Annotated in this window: 8 protein-coding genes; 4 read left to right on the forward strand and 4 right to left on the reverse strand. The window is 67.6% G+C overall.

What is annotated here, in order from left to right; translation table 11 throughout:
- Window positions 1-80: 80 nt before the first annotated feature.
- The 4 genes from ACHQ4I_RS11665 to ctaD all read right to left on the reverse strand — a co-directional run bounded on the left by ACHQ4I_RS11665 (window position 81) and on the right by ctaD (window position 5,132).
- Window positions 81-914 carry an ABC transporter ATP-binding protein gene (locus ACHQ4I_RS11665; protein WP_420771718.1) on the reverse strand — a complete coding sequence of 278 codons (834 nt, stop codon included), beginning with the start codon at window positions 912-914 and terminating at the stop codon, window positions 81-83.
- A gap of 199 nt (window positions 915-1,113) precedes the next feature.
- Window positions 1,114-1,914: an aminoacyl-tRNA hydrolase gene (locus ACHQ4I_RS11670; RefSeq protein ID WP_420771719.1), complete on the reverse strand. Its 801-nt coding sequence runs from the start codon at window positions 1,912-1,914 to the stop codon at window positions 1,114-1,116.
- 146 nt (window positions 1,915-2,060) lie between these two features.
- Entirely contained in the window at window positions 2,061-3,284 is a 1,224-nt protein-coding gene (gene serB, locus ACHQ4I_RS11675; protein WP_420771720.1) for a phosphoserine phosphatase SerB, read from the reverse strand.
- 105 nt (window positions 3,285-3,389) lie between these two features.
- A complete protein-coding gene (ctaD, locus tag ACHQ4I_RS11680) occupies window positions 3,390-5,132 on the reverse strand; it encodes an aa3-type cytochrome oxidase subunit I (protein ID WP_420771721.1) in 1,743 nt (580 codons plus the stop codon).
- Window positions 5,133-5,490: 358 nt separating this feature from the next.
- Between ctaD and ACHQ4I_RS11685 the strand changes: the two genes are divergently transcribed.
- The 4 genes from ACHQ4I_RS11685 (at window position 5,491) to ACHQ4I_RS11700 (ending at window position 21,753) form a co-directional block, all read left to right on the forward strand.
- Window positions 5,491-6,342, forward strand: a complete 852-nt coding sequence (locus ACHQ4I_RS11685) for a VOC family protein (RefSeq protein WP_420771722.1) — start codon at window positions 5,491-5,493, stop codon at window positions 6,340-6,342.
- Window positions 6,343-6,478: 136 nt separating this feature from the next.
- Window positions 6,479-7,576 carry an ABC transporter substrate-binding protein gene (locus ACHQ4I_RS11690; RefSeq protein WP_420771723.1) on the forward strand — a complete coding sequence of 366 codons (1,098 nt, stop codon included), beginning with the start codon at window positions 6,479-6,481 and terminating at the stop codon, window positions 7,574-7,576.
- Between the two features lie 162 nt (window positions 7,577-7,738).
- On the forward strand, window positions 7,739-8,182 hold the full coding sequence (locus tag ACHQ4I_RS11695) for an AMP-binding protein (protein ID WP_420771724.1): 444 nt from the start codon (window positions 7,739-7,741) through the stop codon (window positions 8,180-8,182).
- Between the two features lie 242 nt (window positions 8,183-8,424).
- Window positions 8,425-21,753 (forward strand): amino acid adenylation domain-containing protein, encoded by a 13,329-nt coding sequence (locus tag ACHQ4I_RS11700; RefSeq protein WP_420771725.1) that lies wholly within the window; start codon window positions 8,425-8,427, stop codon window positions 21,751-21,753.
- Window positions 21,754-21,781 lie beyond the last annotated feature (28 nt).

The following is a 21,781-nucleotide window of genomic DNA, read 5'->3' on the forward strand; positions in this document are numbered from 1 at the left end:
CGATCATCTTCTGGGCGTGCCCGACGAGTTACCCATGTGCTCCCGAAATCAGTCGTCCCGTTTGCCAACATCTCGACCGGCTAGCGCGACCGATGCCGACCCAATCGACGCGCGCGACGCGCGAAGTAGCGACCGTCGACACGATCGAGCGCGATCGACTGCCGGAACGCCTCGCTGAGATTCTCGGAAGTGAGCACATCGGGCAGCAAACCCTGCGCGACAACCGAGCCCTCGTTCAGCAGCAGGCCGTGCGTGAACCCCGGCGGAATCTCCTCGACATGGTGGGTCACCAGAACCATCGCGGGCGAATCCGGATCGGCGGCCAGGTCGCCGAGGCGTTCCACCAACTCCTCCCGGCCACCCAGGTCCAGACCGGCGGCGGGCTCGTCGAGCAGCAGCAGTTCCGGATCGGTCATCATCGCGCGGGCGATCAGGACCCGCTTGCGCTCACCCTCGGACAGCGTCCCGTAGGTGCGATCGGAAAGATGTTCGGCGCCCAGGCTTTCCAGCATGTCGATGGCGCGGTCGGTATCGACATCGTCGTAGCGCTCGCGCCAGCGGCCGAGCACCGCGTAGCCCGCGGAGACCACCAGATCGCTGACCTTCTCGTCGCGCGGAATCCGGCTGGCCACCGCGGCCGAGGACAATCCGATGCGCGGACGTAGCTCGCTGACATCGGTTTTGCCGATCACCTCACCGAGGAGATGGGCGATGCCCGAGGTCGGATGCACTTCGGCGGCGGCCATGCGGAGCAGCGAGGTCTTGCCCGCGCCGTTGGGTCCGAGGACCACCCAGCGTTCGTCGAGCTCGACCTGCCAGGTGACCGGGCCGACGAGGGTGTGACCCGAGCGTCGGATGGTCACGTCGGTGAAATCAATGAGCAGATCGGGATCCGGTTGCGGCACGGGCTCCATCTTGGCTCAAATGCGCGGTGCTCGTACTACCGGCCCACACCGGTCGCCACAACGAGGCGTTTCGACCGCGGCGACGCCGGGACCCGGACGGCGCCCGTAGCAGACCCGGCGGATTCTTCGGCGGCTTACCGGTGGATCGGAACATCCCGCGCGACGACCAGGGGCAGTGGAATCGAGCACCCTACCCAAACGGCGCGTATCACCGACTGGGCACCGCGATTACGGTAATCGAGCCCGGCGCGACCTCGGTGAAACCGGCATCGCGCACCGCGACGGCATTGCCACGCGACACCTGCTCGCACAGCGTCGCCCAGTGCTCCGGTCCGGATTCCCGTACCGCGCATCGGAACCCGCGCTGCGACCACGACCAGGCCTCATCCACCGTGAGCGCACCGGCGAGCAGCATGCTGGCGTGACCGACCTGGGCGGCGGCCTTGCCGAGGGTCATGCCGAGCTTCGCGTTCACCCACAACACCGGCAGCTCGGGATCCACCGGCCCGGGATCGTCGTGCTCGAGATCGGTGCCATTGATCTGCAGTCGCCTGATCCGCGGATCGACCGCGCCCACCGGCCCTGGTACGAAGGCACGCGCCTGCGCACCATCGACCTCGACCGTCACCCCGTCGACCGCGTCGGCGGCCAGCCATTGCGCACCACGCGCCCGCCGGGCCACCTTGCGGATCCGCGACCGCTTCCAGGCCAGGAACCGCTGCGCCCACTCCCCCTCGGGCCCGACCCGCTCGTCCAGGCACAGCGCCACCGTGGCCGCCGCCGCGGCCTCCAGCAGTGCGCTGCGCCGCGGCGGATCGACCTTCGGAATGTGCAGCACCATCTGCATGGCCTGCACCAGATCGGGATCCTCTGGATCACCGAGACCGCCATAGCCGCGGGCCAGTTCCGCGTGCCGGACGCGGAAACCCTCGATACCCGTGGACAATTCGGCCTCCGCTGTATCACCGCTGTCCCGGACTCCGGCGGCGCTCTCCGGGATACTCGACATCACTCCACCTTGATCGTCAACAAAAACTGCTGTTCGAGCGCGTCACCGGCCTGCCACGGCCGGATGTACTCCGAGTGCAAGCTCCGTGACGCCCGCCGCATTCCCGGCAAAGATCCACACACCGTGGGATATCCGCAGGACGTGCGTCAGCTGCCGACGAGCGGTACGCGGCGGATGCCGCCGTCGCGGGCGTCGGCGGCCTCCACCTCGTCGCGGGTCACGCCGAGGATGAACAGCACCGCGTCCAGATAGGGGTGGGACAGGGCCGTGTCGGCTACCTCGCGCAGCGCGGGCTTGGCATTGAAGGCGACACCGAGTCCGGCGGCGTTGAGCATGTCGATGTCGTTGGCGCCATCGCCGACGGCCACGGTCTGTTCCATCGGCACCCCGGCCTCCGCGGCGAACTTCCGCAGGGCGGTGGCCTTGAACGCGCGGTCGACGATCTCGCCCACCACTCGCCCGGTCAGCTTTCCGTTCTCGACCTCGAGCGTATTCGCCTGGACGAAGTCCAATTCCAGTTCGTGGGCGAGCGGTTCGATCACCTGACGGAATCCGCCCGACACCACACCGCAGCGGAATCCGATGCGCCGCAGCGTCCGAATCGTGGTGCGCGCGCCCGGGGTGAGTTCGATTCGGTCGGCGACCTCCTCGATCACCGATTCATCCAGGCCCTCCAGGGTCGCCACCCGCTGGCGCAGCGATTCGGCGAAGTCGATCTCGCCGCGCATGGCCGCCTCGGTGACCTCGCGGACCTGATCCTCCACCCCGGCGTGCGCGGCCAGCATCTCGATGACCTCGCCCTGGATCAGGGTCGAGTCGACGTCGAAGACGATGAGCCGCTTGGCCCGCCGGGCCAGTCCGGCCCGCTCCACCGCGACATCCACCTCTTCGGCGACCGCGACCTCGGCCAGCGCCGTGCGCAGCCGCGCATCCGAATCGGGTCCGGTGTCGGTGGCGGTGACCAGCAGCTCCATGCCGGTCACCGGGTAGTCCGCGATGCCGCGGATGGTGTCGATATTGGCGCCGAGCGCGGCGAGCTGACGCGAGACGGCACTGAACGCGCGCGCGGTCACCGGGGCGCCGAGGATGACCACCGCGTGGGTGGACATCGGCTGCCTGCCGATCTGCGCGTCGACCTCCACGTCGACGTGCATGCCGACGGTGTTCATCGCCTCTTCGAGCTCGTCCTGCAGCGCTTCGGGATCACTCGGGCAGGTGACCAGCACGCCGAGGGTCAATCGGCCGCGGATGACCACCTGCTCCACATCCAGCAGGCTCACGTGGTGTCGCGACATCGCCGCGAGCAGCACGGACGTCACGCCGGGCCGGTCGGGTCCGGTGACGGTGGCGAGGACGGTGGTGTCGGCCAACTGACGCGCTCCAAGTTAGTTGTTTGCCGTTGCTGTGCTGGACAGTCGTCAAACGAGTGTGCACCCGCTGATGACCAGCAGGTGCACACTCATCGATCGGAAATGCTAGTGCTTTGCCAAGGCGCCTTCGCGCACCTCGGTCGCATGCTTGCCCGAGCCCCAGCCCACGTGCGCCTCGGCCCGCATCCGCTCGACCATGTGCGGGTAGTGCAGCTCGAAGGCGGGACGCTCGGACCGGATCCGCGGCAGCTCGTAGAAGTTGTGCCGCGGCGGCGGGCAGGTGGTGGCCCACTCCAGCGAGTTGCCGTAACCCCACGGATCGTCCACGGTGACGACCTCACCGTAACGGTAGCTCTTGAAGACGTTCCAGATGAACGGCAGCATCGACGCGCCGAGGATGAAGGCGCCGATCGTGGAAATGGTGTTCAGCGTGGTGAATCCGTCGCTGGGCAGGTAGTCGGCGTAACGACGCGGCATGCCCTCCGCACCCAGCCAGTGCTGCACCAGGAAGGTGGTGTGGAAGCCGACGAAGGTGGTCCAGAAGTGCCACTTGCCCAGGCGCTCGTCCATCATGCGGCCGGTGATCTTCGGGAACCAGAAGTAGATACCGGCGTAGGTGGCGAACACGATGGTGCCGAAGAGCACGTAGTGGAAGTGCGCCACGACGAAGTACGAGTCGGTCACCTGGAAGTCCAGCGGCGGCGAGGCCAGGATGACGCCGGACAGACCACCGAAGAGGAAGGTCACCAGGAAGCCGAGCGAGAACAGCATCGGTGTTTCGAAGGTCAGCTGACCGCGCCACATGGTGCCGATCCAGTTGAAGAACTTCACACCGGTCGGAACCGCGATCAGGAAGGTCATGAACGAGAAGTACGGCAGCAGTACGGCGCCGGTGGCGTACATGTGGTGCGCCCAGACCGCGATGGACAGCGCCGCGATGCCGAGGGTGGCGTAGACCAGCGTGGTGTAACCGAAGATCGGCTTACGCGAGAAGACCGGGAAGATCTCGGACACGATGCCGAAGAACGGCAGCGCGATGATGTACACCTCGGGGTGCCCGAAGAACCAGAACAGGTGCTGGTAGAGCAGGATGCCGCCGGTGGCCGGGTCGTAGATGTGGCCACCGAGGTGGCGGTCGTAGGCCAGGCCGAACAGCGCGGCGGTCAGCAGCGGGAAGGCGAGCAGCACGAGCACACTGGTGACGGCGATGTTCCAGGTGAAGATCGGCATCCGGAACATGGTCATACCCGGCGCGCGCAGGCAGACGACGGTGGTCAGCATGTTGACGCCACCGAGGATGGTGCCGAGACCGGAAACCGCGAGGCCGAGGATCCACAGGTCGGTGCCGACGCCGGGCGAGTGCAGGATGTCGGTCAGCGGCACGTACGCCGTCCAGCCGAAGTCCGCGGCGCCACCGGGGGTGATGAAGCCCGCGGTCGCCATGGTCGCGCCGAATGCGTACAGCCAGTAGCTGAAGGCGTTCAGTCGCGGGAAGGCGACGTCGGGGGCGCCGATCTGCAGCGGCAGGATGATGTTGGCGAAGCCGAACACGATCGCGGTCGCGTAGAACAGCAGCATGATCGTGCCGTGCATGGTGAACAGCTGGTTGAACTGCTCCGGCGACAGGAACTGCAGCCCCGGACGGGCCAGCTCACCACGCATCAGCAGGGCCATCAGACCACCGATGAGGAAGAACGCCATCGAGGTGGTCAGGTACATGACACCGAGGACCTTGGGGTCAGTGGTGGTGACCATCTTGAAGATGAACGAGCCCTTCGGCCCGGTCCGAGCCGGATACGGCCGAGTCGCTTCCAACTGAGGGACTGGCTTTGGCTCTACGGCAGTCACTGATCCTCCTGAAAGGTGCCTTTAGGTCGCTCCGCAGGCTCCGCTGCTCGCATCCGTCCCACTACCGGGAGCAGACGAGGAGTTCGCTTGCGCTCCTGAGATCGTAAACTGTGCTGCCGCAGCGTTCCGCACGGGTCCTACTCTGTGTCGTATTTCGTTGTTCGGCCACAGCTGCCCGCGCATCCGGCGACCATGAAATTCGGTACCGCCGCGGCGGACCCTTTCGAGCGACCTGCAAGCAGTCGCCAGCCGACCCTTCGAGCGACCTGCAAGCAGTCGCTAGCGATGACTTTCCCGACCGGCGCACGTCTCTATCGGTGACAGTGTTCGACCTGTTCTACCTCCAAGGAGACCTTCGATGAGTACAGCATCGCGTAGCGATTCGATGAGCAGCGGCGGTCGGGTGACGGGTGGGCCCGCACCGAAGACCGGCGACCCCTGCTGGGTCGACGTCTACACCTCCGATCCCGATCGGGCGATCGACTTCTACGGCCAGCTGTTCGGCTGGACCGCCGAACGCGCGGGCGAGGAGTTCGGCGGCTACATCACCTTCCGCAAGGACGGCAAGGCCGTCGCGGGCGGCATGGGCAAGACGGCGGACGGTGTCGAGGGCCCCGATCAATGGACCGTGTACCTCGCCTCGCCCGACGCCGAGGCCACCTCCGACGCGGCCGTCGCACACGGCGGCGCGGTGGTCGTGCCGCCGATGGATGTGGGCGATCTCGGCGCGATGGCCGTGCTCGGCGATGTCGGCGGCGCCGGCGTCGGGATCTGGCAGGCGGGCGCCTTCGGCGGTTTCGAGACCATCGGCATCGTCTCGGGCGGCAAGTGGAGCGACCATGCGGGTAGCCCGTCCTGGTTCGAACTGCACACCCGCGATTACCAGGGCTCGCTCGCCTTCTACCGCGACGTGTTCGGCTGGAGCGATACCTTCACCATCTCCGACATCCCGGAGTTCCGCTACACCACCATTCATGCCACCACCCCGATGCTCGGCGGTGTCATGGACGCCTCCGCCTTCCTGCCCGAGGGCGTACCGGCGGGCTGGACCGTCTACTTCGGCGCCGATGACGTCGACACGGCCGCGGCGAAGGTCGTCGAATTGGGCGGTGCCGTGCTGTCCCAGCCCGAGGACACCCCGTACGGCCGGATGGCTCAGGTCGCCGATCCCACCGGCGCGCGCTTCAGCATCGGCGGCAACGTCAAGTGAGCTGGGGCGCGGACCGCGCGGAATCACCTGTCCGATAGTGAGATTCCGCGCGGTCACGGCCGGTTGCCCGGATGCGACGGGCGCGCCGTGGTGGCCTCGCGTCCCGGTACCCGCCGCACGCGGTACCCTCACCCGCATGCCGGTGAGCGCCCTTGTTCGGACCCGAAACCGCACATCCTCCCCCCGATCTGGCACCGCCTGGAATCGCGCGGTCCGGCACCGGGGCACCGCGGTCGCCCTACTCTGCGCCGCACTGCTCGTCGCGGGCTGCAGTCAGAAGGACGACGCCAGTTCGATCGTGCGCACCACCACGAATATCGCGGGCGCGGGCGTGGTCGGACTGGAACGCGACACCTCACAGGCCTGCCCGTTGCCGAGCGCACCCGATCCGTCGAACGGCAAGACCCGCACCATTACCCACGCCGGGGGTACCTCGGAGGTGCCCACCGATCCGCAGCGCGTGGTGGTGCTGTCCACCTCGGCGCTGGACGCCGCCTGCGCGGTCGGTCTGTGGGAGCGCGTCGTCGGCGCGGTCCCGATCGACGGTCCGCGCCCGCAGCCCAGCTATCTCGGATACGGCGTGCTGAAGATTCCCGGGGTCGGTTCGGCCGCCGAGCCCGATCTCGGGCAGATCGCCGCCCTGCATCCGGATCTGATCATCGGCGATATGCCCGCTGGCGCCGGCGGTTTCGCCGCGTTGCAGGCGATCGCACCCACCGTGCTCGCCGATCCGGGTAGCGGCTGGCAGGCCGAATTCACCACGCTCGCAGCGGGTCTCGGTCGGGGCAATGCCGCGGCGACCGCACTGGAGAACTACCGCACCGAGGCCAGGGAAACCGGCAATGCGCTGGCCGCCAGCCAGAGTCAGGCCTCGGTGGTCCGCTTCACCGCTGATCAGGATCAGGTCCAGGGCAGCAATAGCTTCGCGGGCCAGGTCCTCGCCGATACGGGCGTGCAACGCCCGACCGCGCAGCGCGGCAGCTCCTTCGACGTGACCGAGAACGACCTGACCAAGGTCGAGGGCGACATCATCTACGTCATCTTCGCGGGCGAGCAGGGCGAGCAGCACGGTAAGACGGTGCTGCGCAGCGATGCGTGGAAGGAACTCGGCGCCGCCACCGATAAGCGGGTGTTCGCGGTCGATGACACCGTCTGGCACGGTGACGGCCTCACCGCGGCCCGCGCCCTGCTCGCCGACCTGCGCGGCAGCCTCAACGGGTACGTCACCGACTGACCCGCTCGTCACCTCGGTCCCCGCGCTCGGCGCACACCTTGGGTATGAATTCGCTCACCCTTGGAGTGCGCTGACCAGCGCTTGGGTAGCTGTCGCCAAACCCTCCCGGCAGCGAGATTAGAAGGGCACCGAGAACAAGACGACATCTGCGAGGGACACACAATGCTCACACTGGTCGAATCGCCCGCCACCAACGTCATCGAACTGCAGGCGCGCCTGCGGAACACCGACGTGGCGACCGGCAATCCCGCGTGCCTCGCCGATATCGAGCTGGATCGCTGGGCGAACCGGTTGGCCCGCGTACTGATCGCCCGTGGCGCCGCCTCGAACACCCGGATCGCCCTGGCGATCGAGCCCCAGATCGAGGCGACCGTCGCCGCAGCCGCCGTCGCGAAGCTCGGCGCGACCCCGGCTCCGCTGGCCGATGATGCGACCGCCGCCCCCGGCGCATACCTCGGCATCACCACCAAGGCCCGTCGTCCCGAGCTCACCGACGACATCGACTGGCTGATCCTGGACGACCGTTCGACGCTGCAGCGCTACCTGGTCAGCTCGGACGCGCCGATCACCGATGCCGACCGGCTGGCTGTCAGGAAGTCCGCCTGACCTGGAGTTTCGCCATCGCGCGCCCGAACCGGCGAGGTTCGGGCGCGCAGTGGCGTCAGCCACGGGCCAGGAGTCGGTAGCGGAGCGTGACCACCGAGGCCCTGGGAACGCCGCCGATCGAACACAGTGTTGTGAATACGCCTTCAGCGGGCTCGGCATCGGTCCAAAATGAACTTGCTACTACGGGACGGTCGGGACCGGCGGTGCATAACCGCGTCAGACGTCAGAACGCAGGTCTGCTTATGCAACAGTCATCTTCTTCGAACGCACCGACGGGGACCGCGATACCCGACGGCGCGTTCCCGCTGTCGGCAGCTCAGCGCGGCATCTGGTTCGCCCAGCACATCGCCGGCGACACCCCCTTTTCGATCGCGCAGTACGTCGAACTGGTGGGCGAACTCGACCTCGAAGCGCTCGCCGACGCCGTCCGCCGGACCGGACGCGAATTCGGCACCGGCTACATCCGGCTGATCGATGTCGAGGGGCAGCCGTATCAGTTCGTCGACACCACCTTGCGAGATGAACCCACCGTCATCGACCTGCGCGATCACCCCGATCCGGAGGCGGCGGCGCACGCTTGGATGCGTGCGGAGTACTCCGAGCCGCTGGATCTGATGCGCGATCGGCTGGTCACGGTGGTCATGCTGCGGCTGGCCGAGGACCGCTGGTTCTGGTACTCGCGCTTTCACCACATAGTCCTGGACGGTATGGGCGCGCTGGCCCTGGTGCAGCGCACCGGCGAGCTCTACAGCGCGGCCATCGAGGGTCGCGAGGCGCCCGCCGCCAAGGCCGAACCGCTGCAGAAGATCGTCGACGCCGATCTGGCCTACCGCAGCTCGGACCGATTCCAGGCCGACCGCGAGTACTGGCGCGACCATCTGGCCGGGATGGCCGACCCGGTGAATCTCGCGGGCCGCGAGGCCGATGTCGACGCGCATCCGAGCCGGGTCTCGGGCGCGCTGCCCGCCGCCACGGCCGAATTGCTCGATGCGGTGGCGAAGGCGGCGGGTTCGGGTGCGGCGCCGACCATCGTCGCCGCGTTCGGTGCGTATCTCGCCGCGATGACCGGTGCGTCCGAAGTCATACTGAGCCTTCCGGTTTCGGCGCGCACCACGGCCTCGCTGCGCCGCTCCGGCGGCATGGTCGCCAATGTCGTTCCGCTGCGCCTGACTTTGACGCCGACCACCACGGTGGGTGCGGTGATCCGGGCCGCGCAGGCCGAGCTGACCGGTGCGCTGCGCAGGCAGCGGTACCGGCAGGAGGACATCGTCCGCGATCTCGGCTGGTCGATGGACGAGGCGAGTTCATTCGGTCCGGCGGTCAATTTGATGATGGTGGACACCAGGATTCAGCTCGGGTCGGTGACCGGGCGGCTGCATGTGCTGACCTCCGGGCTGATCGACGATCTGTTCGTCAACGTGTATCCCGGAGTGGGCGGCGAAAGCACCCACATCGATCTACAGGGCAACGGAAACCTGTACAGCACAGATGAATTGGCGGCACACCACGCTCGCTTCCTGATGTTCCTGCACCGGTTCCTCGCGGCCGGACCGGAAGCGCCGCTCGGTGCCATCCACGTCGTCACCGAGGATGAGCGGCGCCAGCTGGCACCCGCGCGCGGCCCCGAGGGAGTCGCCCCGCGCACACTGCCCGAAATCATCGCGGCCGGTGCGGCACTCGCCCCGGAGGCGGTGGCGCTGCGGCACGGCGATACCAGCATGACCTACCGTCAGGTCGACGAATACACCAACCGCTTGGCCCGGGTGCTGATCGCCGCGGGCGCCGGACCCGAACGCACCGTGGCGATTTCGATTCCACGCTCGGCCGAATCCGTGCTCGCGACGCTCGCGGTGGCGAAATCCGGTGCGGCATTCGTACCCATCGACCCGACCTATCCCGCCGACCGGATCGAGCATATGGTCGGCGACAGCGGGGTGGTAGCCGGCGTCACCGTGCACGCGGCGCGAAAGTCATTGCCGGACCGCGTGAATTGGCTGATCGTTGATGACGACGCGACCGGCGAGACCGTAGCGGCGCAGGATTCGGCCGCCGTCACCGATGCCGATCGCCACGGGCAGGTACACCTGGACCAGATCGCGTACATCATCTACACCTCCGGGTCGACCGGACTGCCCAAGGGCGTGCTGGTATCGCATCGTGGCCTGGCGAACTTGGTCACCGGTTCCGGTGCGGGATTCGGTGTCGATGCCGATTCAGTTGTGGCGCACGCGGTTTCACCGAGCTTCGATATCTCCGTCGAGGAAATCTTCGTCACCCTCGCGGCGGGCGCGACGCTCGCCGTGGTGCCACCGTCGGCGTATGCGGGCGAGGAGATGGCCGAAGTCCTGCGCGCACACCGGGCCACCCATCTCAATGTGACCCCGACCGTGGTGGGCTCCCTGGATCCGGCGACGCTTCCGGACCTGCGCACCATCATCGTCGGTGGTGACGCGTGCCCGCCGGAACTGGTGGCCAACTGGGCCGGACGGGTGCTGCTGAACGGCTACGGACCCACCGAAACCACCATCACCGTGACCTTGAGCGGACCGCTGCGCCCGGGCGGGCCGGTCACCATCGGCAGCATCGTTCGCGGCGTCACCGCTGTCGTGCTCGACCCATGGCTGCGGCCGGTCGCCCGGGGCGCGGTCGGTGAGCTGTACCTCGCTGGCACCGGCGTGGCGCGCGGCTATCACCAGCGCAACGGACTGACCGCCAGCCGTTTCGTGGCCAACCCGTACGCCCCCGGCGAGCGGATGTACCGCACCGGCGATCTCGTGCGGTGGACCACAGACGACGAACTGGAGTACCAGGGCCGCAGCGACTTCCAGGTGAAGGTGCGCGGATTCCGCATCGAACTCGGCGAGATCGACGCCGCGCTGCAACGGCATCCGGATGTCGACTTCGCACTCACCATCGGCGCCGAGACCGCCACCGGCGCGACCGCTCTGGTGGCATACGTGCTGGGCAAGCCCGGCGCCGAGATCCACCCCGAAGCGCTGAAAGCCGCTGCCGGTGAGACACTTCCGGCCTATATGGTGCCCTCGGTCATCATGGTGCTGGACAGCATTCCGCTGACGCCGCTCGGCAAAGTGGACCGCAGGGCCTTACCCGCACCGGATTTCAGTGTCCGCGCCGTCGCGAGCCGGGCGCCGTCCACGCCGCGCGAGGAGGCGCTGGCCGAGTTGTTCGCCGATGTCCTCGGCCTCGAAACGGTCGGTGTCGACGACAGCTTCTTCGCCCTCGGCGGTGACAGCATCGTCTCCATCCAACTGGTATCCCGCGCGAAGGCCGCCGGGATCGGCTTCAGCGCGCGAGATGTGTTCGAGCGCAAGACCGTTGCCGCGCTGGCGGCGATCGCGACCGACGTGGTCGCGCAGACGGTGACCGAACTGCCCGGTGGCGGGGTCGGTCCGGTGGAGCTCACACCGATCGTGCACGCCATGGTGGAGCACGGACCGACATGGGACCGCTTCAGCCAGGCCGTCTTGATCGGCCTGCCCGCGGGTTTCGGCCGCGACCAGCTCAGCCCGGCCGTTCATGCGCTCATCGACCACCACGATGTGCTTCGCTCCACGCTGCGGCACACCGAAGAGGGCTGGGAATGGATTGTCGCCGAGCGTGGTTCGATCGACGTCGACGCGTTGATCGATGTCGTCACGGTCGAAGCAGACGCGGACGACACCTTTGAGCGTGAGTTGCAGCAAGCGGCGGATCTGCTCGATCCCGAGGCGGGCGTCGTCGCGCGCTTCGTGCTGATCGAGCGGGCGGAGTCCGATCCGCTGTGCTGGCTGGTATTGCACCATCTGGTGACCGACGGCGTCTCCTGGCGAATCCTGCTGCCGGACCTGGCGATCGCGGCGGCGGGCGGCGCACTCGCGCCGGTCGGCACCTCATTCCGGCGGTGGGCGCACGGCCAAGCCGAGCAGGCCGCCGAGCGAACGGCCGAACTGCCACTGTGGCAACGGATTCTGGCCACCCCCGATCCGGATATCGGCTCGGCGACGTTTGATCCCACGGTGGATGTCGTCGCGACCATGGAACAGTGCCAGACCACCGTCGCCCCGGACATCGCCAACACCGTGCTCGCCACGCTGCCGGACCAATTCCATTGTGGCGCAGACGATGTGCTGCTCGCCGGACTCGCACTGGCAGTGAGCCGCTGGCGTGATCGCAGCGCGACGCTGCTCACCCTGGAAGGCCACGGCCGCTCCGAGACGATCCTGCCCGGCGCCGATATCGCCCGCACCGTCGGCTGGTTCACCAGCATCTACCCGGTGGCCATCGATGTGACCGGCATCGACCTCGACGACGCGTTCGCCGGTGGCGTCGCGGCGGGCACCGCGATCAAGACGATCAAGGAGCAGCTGCGGGCGGTGCCGGACAAGGGCATCGGCTACGGCATGCTGCGCTATCAGCATCCGGAGACCGCCGCCGCCCTGGCGGACGCGCCGACACCACAGCTCAGCTTCAACTACCTCGGCCGCGCGCTCACCGGCGGGCAGGCGGGCGCCTGGCTGCCACAGCGTTTCGCGGCGACGCACAACGAATCGGCGCCGGTGGCCGCGGTCGTCGATATCAATGCCGTGCTCACCGATATCGGGCTGGAGGTCACCTGGGCCTACGCCTCGCGGCTGCTCGACGAGGCGGACGTCCGCCAACTCGCCGAACTCTGGTCCGAGGCGCTGCGGGCGCTGGCGACATACGCCAGCTCGCCGGGCGCGGGCGGCCTTACCCCGTCCGACTTCGAACTCGTTGCGATACCGCAAGATCAGATCGAGAGCTGGGAACGCGCCTACCCGAATCTCGCCGATGTCTGGCCGCTTTCGCCGCTGCAGTACGGTCTGCTCTTCCACGCGCTCTACGATTCCGACACCGCCGACGGCTACACCGTCCAGTCGCTGCTCACCCTGGCGGGCACCGTCGAAGCCGCCCGATTGCGCAGTGCGGCACAGGCTTTGCTGGAACGGCACGAGAACCTGCGCGTCGCCTTCGTCGAGACCGACGAGGGGCCGCGCCAGCTCGTACTCGCCGATGCCGAAATCCGCTGGCAAGATGTGGATCTCACCGATATCGCCGACGCCGCCGAACGCGACCGCGAACTGGATCGCCTGATCGCCCTCGATGCCCGCACGCGCTTCGAACTCGCTCGCCCACCGCTGATCCGCTTCACCCTCATCCGCACCGCGGTCGACACCTATCGGCTGGTGATGACCAATCACCATCTCGTGCTCGACGGTTGGTCGACACCGTTGCTGGTGCGCGAGCTGCTGACGCTCTACGTCATGTCGGGCGACACCTCCGTGCTGCCGCCCGCGCACTCGTACCGGGAGTTCCTGTCGTGGCTCGACGAGCAGGACAACGCCGCCTCGCTCGCGGCCTGGACGCAGTCGCTGGCGGGGGTGGATTCGCCGACCCGCGCGGTCCCGACGCTGGCGGGCATCGAATCCACCGAGACCGGAATGATCTCGCACGACCTGACCCGCGCCACGGTCGAGCGGCTGGAGGCCACCGCCCGCGAATCGGGTGCGACGGTGAACACCATGGTGCAGGCCGGGTGGGCCATGTTGCTCGCCATGCTGACCGGGCGCATGGATGTGGTATTCGGCGGCACCGTATCCGGTAGGCCGCCGGAGTTGCCCGGCGTCGAAGAGATGGTCGGGCTGTTCATCAATACGCTCCCGGTCCGAGTCCAGCTCGATCCGTCGGAGAAGGTCGCCGACCTGCTGGCCCGCATCCAGGCCGAACAGGCGCGTCTGATGGACCACCAACATGTGGGATTGGCCGCCATCCACCGGGCCGTCGGCCTCGCCGAACTCTTCGACACGCTGACGGTGTTCGAGTCGTATCCCGTCGACCGGGAGGCGCTGTCGCAGGCGCTCGATATCGCGGGCATGCGGGTGCTCGATATCGAGGGCACCGATGCGACGCCGTATCCGTTGAACCTCATGGTCATTCCGCTGCGCGGCGAGGACGGGCACGACACGCTGCGCATCACCCTGAAATTCATGGCCGACCAGCTCGAGCTCACCGCGGCACAGCCACTGCTGGATCGCTTCGTCCGACTGCTGACCCAACTGGCCGATAGCCCGAATGCCCTTGTCTCCCAATTGCAGTACTGCGACGAGGCCGAACTCGCCACCCTGCTGCCGGTACGTGGCACAGAATCGGTCCCGCCGCAGACCCTTCCGGAGGTACTGTCGGCGGGCGCGCGCATCGATCCGGACGCCATCGCGATCACTGCGGGCGATCTCACCATGAGCTACGGCGAACTCGACGCCTGGTCCAACCGCTTCGCCCGGGTCCTGCTCGGGCGTGGCGTCGGCCGCGAGGTCTTCGTCATACTCGCACTCACCCGATCGCTGGAATCCGTTGTGGCCGTTTGGGCCTTGGCCAAGACGGGTGCGGCGTTCCTACCGCTGGATCCGAGCTATCCGGTGGAGCGGATCGAGCATATGCTCGCCGACTCCAAGGCCCCGATCGGCGTGACGGTCACCGAGACCGGTGAGACGCTGCCCGGCAGTATCGACTGGCTGCTGCTCGACGACCTCAACACGATTCGACGGGCCATGCTCGTCTCGGATGCACCCATCACCGACGAGGAGCGCGGCGGCCCGATCAATATCGACCAGACCGCCTACCTCATCTATACCTCGGGCTCCACCGGTAAGCCGAAGGCCGTCCTGCTCAGCCACCGCGGCATCGCGAATGTGACCACCGCACAACGGGATACCCTCGAACTCGGTCCCGGTACCAGCGTGCTACAGGTCATGTCGCCGAGTTTCGATGCATCGGTCTTCGAACTGCTGATGGCGCACTGCGCGGGTGGGCGCCTGGTGGTATCGCCGCCGGAGGTCTACGGCGGCAGCGATCTCGAACGTCTGCTGCGCGCCGAACGGGTCACCCACGCCGTGATCACGCCGTCGGCGCTGGCCACCATGGAACCGACCGACCTCGCCGATCTGCGTGTGCTCTCGGTCGCGGGCGAGGCCGCCACCCCCGAAGTGATCGCGCGCTGGGCGGTCGAGCGGCGGATGGTGAATCTGTACGGCCCTACCGAATGCAGCATCTGGGCGACCGGCCCCGCTGAACTGCTGCCGGATGAACCGGTCAGCATCGGCGGTCCGATCCGCGGTACGTCGAATCTGGTGCTCGATACCTGGCTGCGCCCGGTTCCGGTGGGCATCGGGGGTGAGCTGTACCTGGCCGGTCCCGGGCTAGCCCGTGGTTACTTCAATCGGTTCGAGATGACCGCGGCGCGCTTCATCGCGAATCCGTATGGCGCGGCCGGGGAAAGGATGTATCGAACCGGCGATATGGTCCGGTGGGTTGTCGGAGCCGACGATGCGCTCGAGCTGGAGTATTTGGGCCGCAGCGACTTCCAGGTCAAGATCCGCGGGCTGCGCATCGAACTCGGCGAGATCGATGCCGTGCTCTCGCGCGACGAGCAGGTCGAATACGCGGTGACCATCGGGCAAACGGGACCGGCCGGCGCGACGGTGCTCGTCTCCTATGTGCTGCCCACCGCGGGCACCGAATTGGATACCGAGCGGCTGCGCGTCCAGGTGGCGGCGGAACTGCCGGGCTATATGGTGCCCAGCCATCTCGTCGTACTCGATGAGATCCCGCTCACCCCGGTCGGCAAGCTGGATCGCAAAGCCCTTCCGGTGCCGGACTTCTCGACCGCGCAACGGCCGTATCTCGCCCCGCGCACGGCCGTCGAACAGGCCGTCGCCGAGGTATTCGGCGATGTACTGGGCAGCGAACGGGTCAGTGTCGACCAGTCCTTCTTCGAACTCGGCGGCAACTCGCTGAGCGCCACCAAGGTTATCGCCCGGATCAATTCGGCCCTCGGCTCGACCGTCGCGCTGCGCGATCTGTTCGACGCGCCCACCGTGGCACAGCTGTCGGCGCGGGTGATCCCGGCGACCGACGGCAGACCGGGCCGGTTCGCCCTCGCACCGCGGATCAGACCGGACCGAATTCCGTTGTCCCCGGCCCAACAACGCATGTGGGTGCTCAATCGGCTGGATCCGACCTCACCCGCCTACAACATCGCGGTCGCGCTCCGGCTCACCGGTGAGCTCGATGTGGCGGCCATGCGGCGCGCACTCGCCGATGTGGTCGAGCGGCACGAAAGCCTGCGCACCATCTACCCCGCGGATGCGGAGGGACCCCGTCAAGTGGTGGTCGCCACCGCGGCGGCCGCACCCGAGTTGGCCGTGCTCGACACCGAAGACGGTGCGCCCCTGCGTCTTCGGATCAATGCATTGGCGGGCACCGGATTCGATATCGCCAAGGAACCGCCGCTGCGTGTCGGACTGTTCCGCATCACCGACGGCACGGGCGCCGACGGCATGGGATCGGTGCCGGTATCGTCCGGCGCCACCGTCGGCGTTGCGCCGGTGGCGTCACACGCTTCTGCGGACATACCCCCGGTCTCGTCGGGCCCCCTGGTGGTCGAGGCTCCCGTGGCGCCGTCCGCCGAATCGCTCGCGGTACATGTCGTCGTGCTCGTCGTGCACCACATCAGCGCCGACGGCGCCTCGATGGCACCGCTCGCGGCCGATCTGGTCGCCGCCTACTCCGAACGCGTGAGCGGGGGCGAAGCCGCGCGGGTGCCGCTGTCGGTGCAGTACGCCGACTTCGCCCTCTGGCATCGGGAACTGCTCGGCGACGAGTCGGATCCGGAATCGATGGCGGCACGACAGATCCGGTACTGGACCGACACCCTCTCCGGTGCACCGGATCTGCTGGAACTGCCCGCGGACCGCCCGCGCCCCGCGCTGCAATCGATGCGCAGCGCTGATGTCGAATTCACACTCGACGCGCAATTGCACAGCGCCATAGTCGAATTCGCGGCCGCGAACAATGTCAGCGTATTCATGGTCGTGCACGCCGCACTCGCGGTGCTGCTCGCACGGCTCGGCGGCACCGACGACGTGGTGATCGGCACGCCGGTCGCCGGTCGCGGCGAGGAAGCACTCGATCAACTCGTCGGCATGTTCGTCAATACGCTCGCGCTGCGCACCCAAGTGGATCCGGGGACCGGGTTCCGGCAGCTCCTGGCTACCGTGCGGGCCGCGGATCTGGATGCGTTCGGCAATACCGACGTGCCGTTCGAACGGCTCGTCCAGGTGCTCAACCCCCTCCGATCAACCGCACATCACCCGATCTTCCAGGTGTCGCTGTCACTGCAGAACTTCGTCGAACCGGTCCTGGAACTGCCCGGATTGCGGTTCGAGGTCGAGGATTTCGATCGCGGCGCTTCGCAGTTCGACCTCACTGTCGACCTGCGTGAGCGTTTCTCCGCCGACGGCCCCGACGGTGTCATCGGCGTATTGACCTACGCGACAGACCTTTTCGACGCGGGCACGGTGGCAACCTTTGCCGCGCGGTGGCGTCGCGTGCTCGCGGCGGTCGTCGCCGATATCGATGTGCGTCTCGCCGATATCGATATCCTCGACGAATCCGAACGCACCCAGCTGGTTCCGGTGCGCGGCCCGCAGACCACGGGGACGACGCTGCTCCCCCAGGCACTCGCCGCATCCGCCACGTCGTATCCGGACCACCCGGCAGTGATCGCCGACGGCCGAACGACGACCTACCGTGAGCTCGACGCCCAGTCGAACCAGCTGGCCCGGCTCCTACTCGACGCGGACATCGGACCCGAAACCGTAGTGGCACTGGGCCTCCCCCGCTCCGGCGAACTGCTCACCGGCATGTGGGCCGCCGCGAAGGTCGGCGCGGCATTCCTGCCGGTCGATCCGAAACATCCGGTGGACCGGATCGATCACATGCTCACGGATTCGGGTGCACGGGTCGGGCTCACACTCGCCGCCTATCGGCCATTGCTGCCCGACAGCACCGAATGGCTGGTCCTCGACGACACCGAATTCAGCGCACGGCAACGGGCAGCGAGTGACGCGGCGGTCGCGCCGAACGGGATTCGTCCGGACAACCCGGCCTGGATGATCTACACCTCGGGTTCGACCGGCACCCCCAAGGGCGTCTCCGTATCCCATCGCGGCATCGCCGATCTCATCGCGGCACAGCGAGAATCCCTCGGCGTGGATGCGAACTCCCGGGTATTGCAGGTCGCCTCACCGAGTTTCGACGCATCGGTGTTCGAGGCGCTGATGGCATTCGGATCCGGCGGGGCGTCTGTCGTCGCACCGCCGGAGGTCTTCGGCGGCAGCGCGCTCGCCGAACTGATCGCCGCCGAGCAGGTCACGCATATGGTGATAACTCCGTCGGCATTGGCCACGATCGATCCCGCGGAGGTGTCGAGTGTGCGAGTGCTCGCGGTGGCGGGCGAGGCGGTCGGCGCCGAACTGGTCGAACGCTGGTGCGCCGACCGGACCATGGTGAACCTGTACGGTCCGACCGAATTCACCATCTGGGCAACGGGGTCCGCACCGCTGGTCGCGGGCACACCGGTCACCATCGGCGCGCCCATTCGCGGTGCGGCCGTGCTGGTCCTCGACGATCGGCTGCGCCCGGTGCCCGTCGGGGTCACGGGCGAACTGTACCTCGCCGGACCCGCGCTGGCCCGCTGCTATCACGCCCGGCCGAGCCTGACCGCATCGCGGTTCATCGCCAACCCCTTCGGCGAGCCCGGCGAATTCATGTACCGCACCGGCGATCTGGTGCGCTGGATCCGCGCCACGGGGCAGGCTCTGGAGCTCGAGTACATCGGCCGCACCGACTTCCAGGTCAAGGTGCGCGGTCAGCGCATCGAACTGGGTGAGATCGACGCGGTGCTCGGCCGCGCGGATGGGGTCGACTTCGCCGTGACGCTCGGCGTTCCCGGGCCCACCGGGTCGACCGCGCTGGCGGCCTATCTCGTCCGCAAGCCCGGGGTCGAACTCGATATCGCCCGGGTGCGAGCGGTCGCCGCCGATACCTTGCCCGCGTATATGGTGCCCGCCGCCTTCGTCGTCCTGGATGCCATCCCGCTCAACGCCGTCGGCAAGCTCGACCGAAAGGCCCTGCCGGAACCCGTATTCGTCGTCGAGGAGACCGAATACCGCGCCCCCACGACAGCGACCGAGGAAGTCCTGGCACAGCTCTACGCCGAACTGCTCGGTCGCGACAAGGTCGGCGTCGACGATTCGTTCTTCGCGCTCGGCGGAGACAGCATTCTCGCGATCCAACTGGTGTCCCGTGCGAAGTTGCGCGGCATCCACTGCACACCGCTGCAGATCTTCGAGCATCGCACCGTGGCCGCGCTGGCCGCCGCCATCGACGCCGCGGTCGCGGTCGTCGCGCTCGACGAACTGCCCGGCGGGGGTATCGGCGAACTGCCGCTCACTCCGAACGTGCGCTACCTGGTCGAGCGCGGCGGTAACTTCGACCGCTGCGCGCAGGTCGCGGTGCTGGAACTTCCGGTCGGCATCGAACGCGCCCCGCTGGTAGCCGCGCTCACCGCCGTTGTCGACCGGCACGACATGTTGCGCGCACGGCTGTGGCGGGGCGAGGACGGCTGGCAGCTGCGGGTCGACGAGCCCGGCTCGATCAATGTCGACGCGCTGGTGCACCGCATCGAATTCGATGCCGCCGCCGACTCGCTCGATCTGCGCGAATACGCCGTGACCGAATTGGATTCCGCGGCCAACCGGCTCTCCCCCGCGAATGGCGTTGTGCTGCAGTGCGTCTGGTTGGATCCGATCGGCGATGCCGGGGCCAGGACGAGATCCGGCCGCCTGCTCGTGGTGGCACATCGGCTCGCCATCGACCCCGCGTCATGGCGAATTCTGGTGCAGGACTTGATCGCCGCCTGGGCACAGGTGTCGTTCGGGAACACACCGGTGCTGGCCGAAACCGGCACGTCGATGCGCCGGTGGTCGCACGCCCTCGTCGAAGAAGCGCACACCGACCGCCGCATCGCCGAACTCGACCATTGGCGCCGGGTGATCGACGGTCCCGATCCGCTGATCGGCCACCGCGAGCTCGATCTCGGAATCGATCGGGTGCACACGCTGCGCACGGTCGAACTCGAGGTCTCCGATGAAGTAACCACCGCACTGCTCACCACGCTGCCGCGACTACTGCACGGCGCTGGCACCGATACCTTGCTCGCCACCTTGGCCTTGGCCTTGATGCGGTGGCGCGCACGCCGGGATGCGGAGGAACCGACGGCCTTGCTGCGCTTGGCAGGCGACGGCAGACAACCGCATGTGATTCCGGGCGCCGACATGGGCCGGACCGTGGGCTGGTGCACCACTATCTATCCGGTGCGGCTGGATTTGGCGGAGATCGATATCGACGACGCCTGCACGGGTGGTCCGGCCATGGGCGCGGTGATTCGCGCGGTTAAACATCAGCTGCTCGCGGTGCCGGACAACGGCATCGGGTTCGGCTTGCTGCGCTACCTCAACGATGCTGCGGCAGAGCAGCTTCCGTCCCCGCTGCCGGGCCGGATCAGTTTCGAATACCTGGGGCGGCGCTCGGCTGGCGACATTCCGGCCGGACTCGAAGGCCTCGGCTGGTCACCCACCGACGAATTCGGCCAGCTGCGCCCCGACGAGCACCCCGAGGTCGGGGTCACCGCCGCGATCGATGTGACCGCTGTCGTGATCGACGATCGGTTGCACGCGGAACTCCGCTTCCCCGAAACACTCTTGGACCGCACCGAGGTCGCCGAGCTGGCGGACCTGTGGTCCGACATGCTCGGCGCGGCCGCCCATTTCGCGCAGACCCCGGCAGCTCAGCAGGCCGGCGCAGCCGAAACCGAAGCCTTGGCCGCGCAGGCGGCGGCACGCGAAACTGCCACCGCGCCAGCGGGACTCGGTCTCGACGTACTCCTGCCGATCCGGCTCGGCGGCACCGAACCGGCACTGTTCTGTGTCCACTCCTCATCCGGAATGTCGTGGAGTTACCTGGGACTCGCGGAGCGGCTGCGGCCGGGCCGTCCGATCTACGGCCTGCAGGCACCGGATCTCAGTGGCCGCGAACCCTCGGCGCGCTCCATCGAGGAGTACGCCGACCGCTACATTCGCGAAATCCGCGCCGTCCAGCCGAGCGGGCCGTACCACCTGCTCGGCTGGTCCTACGGCGGTATCATCGCGCACGCGATGGCGGCGAAACTGCAGGCGGCGGGCGAAACCGTCGGCGTCGTAGCACTTTTGGACACCGACCACGCCGATATCGACGGCGACACCATCGAACGGCTCTCGGCGGGCGCCTTCGTCAATACCTTCGGCTCGATCATCGGCATCGACGACGTCCCCGCCGAGGCGACCGCCCAGGAGGCGGCCGATCTCATCAAGACCCGGTTGGGTGTGGAGTTCATCGATGCCGAGATCATCGAACGAATGGCGGGTTCCTACAACGCATCCGCGAACACCCGCACCGGATATCGCCGTCCGGTCTTCGACGGTGATCTGCTCTATTTCAGCGCCACCGTCGACACCTCCGATATCGTCGGGCCGGACGGCTGGCGTCCCTATGCCACCGGCCGCGTCGTCAACCACGACATCGACCTCACCCACAACGAGCTGACCTCACCCCACGCGCTCTCGCTGATCGCGCCCGTCCTCGACGAGCATATGACGGCCACCGAGACCGCCTGAAAGCCGTGTCCGCATCAACGGCCGAAGG

This window comes from Nocardia nepalensis, assembly GCF_048910785.1.
GTDB classification, from domain to species: Bacteria; Actinomycetota; Actinomycetes; order Mycobacteriales; family Mycobacteriaceae; genus Nocardia; species Nocardia nepalensis.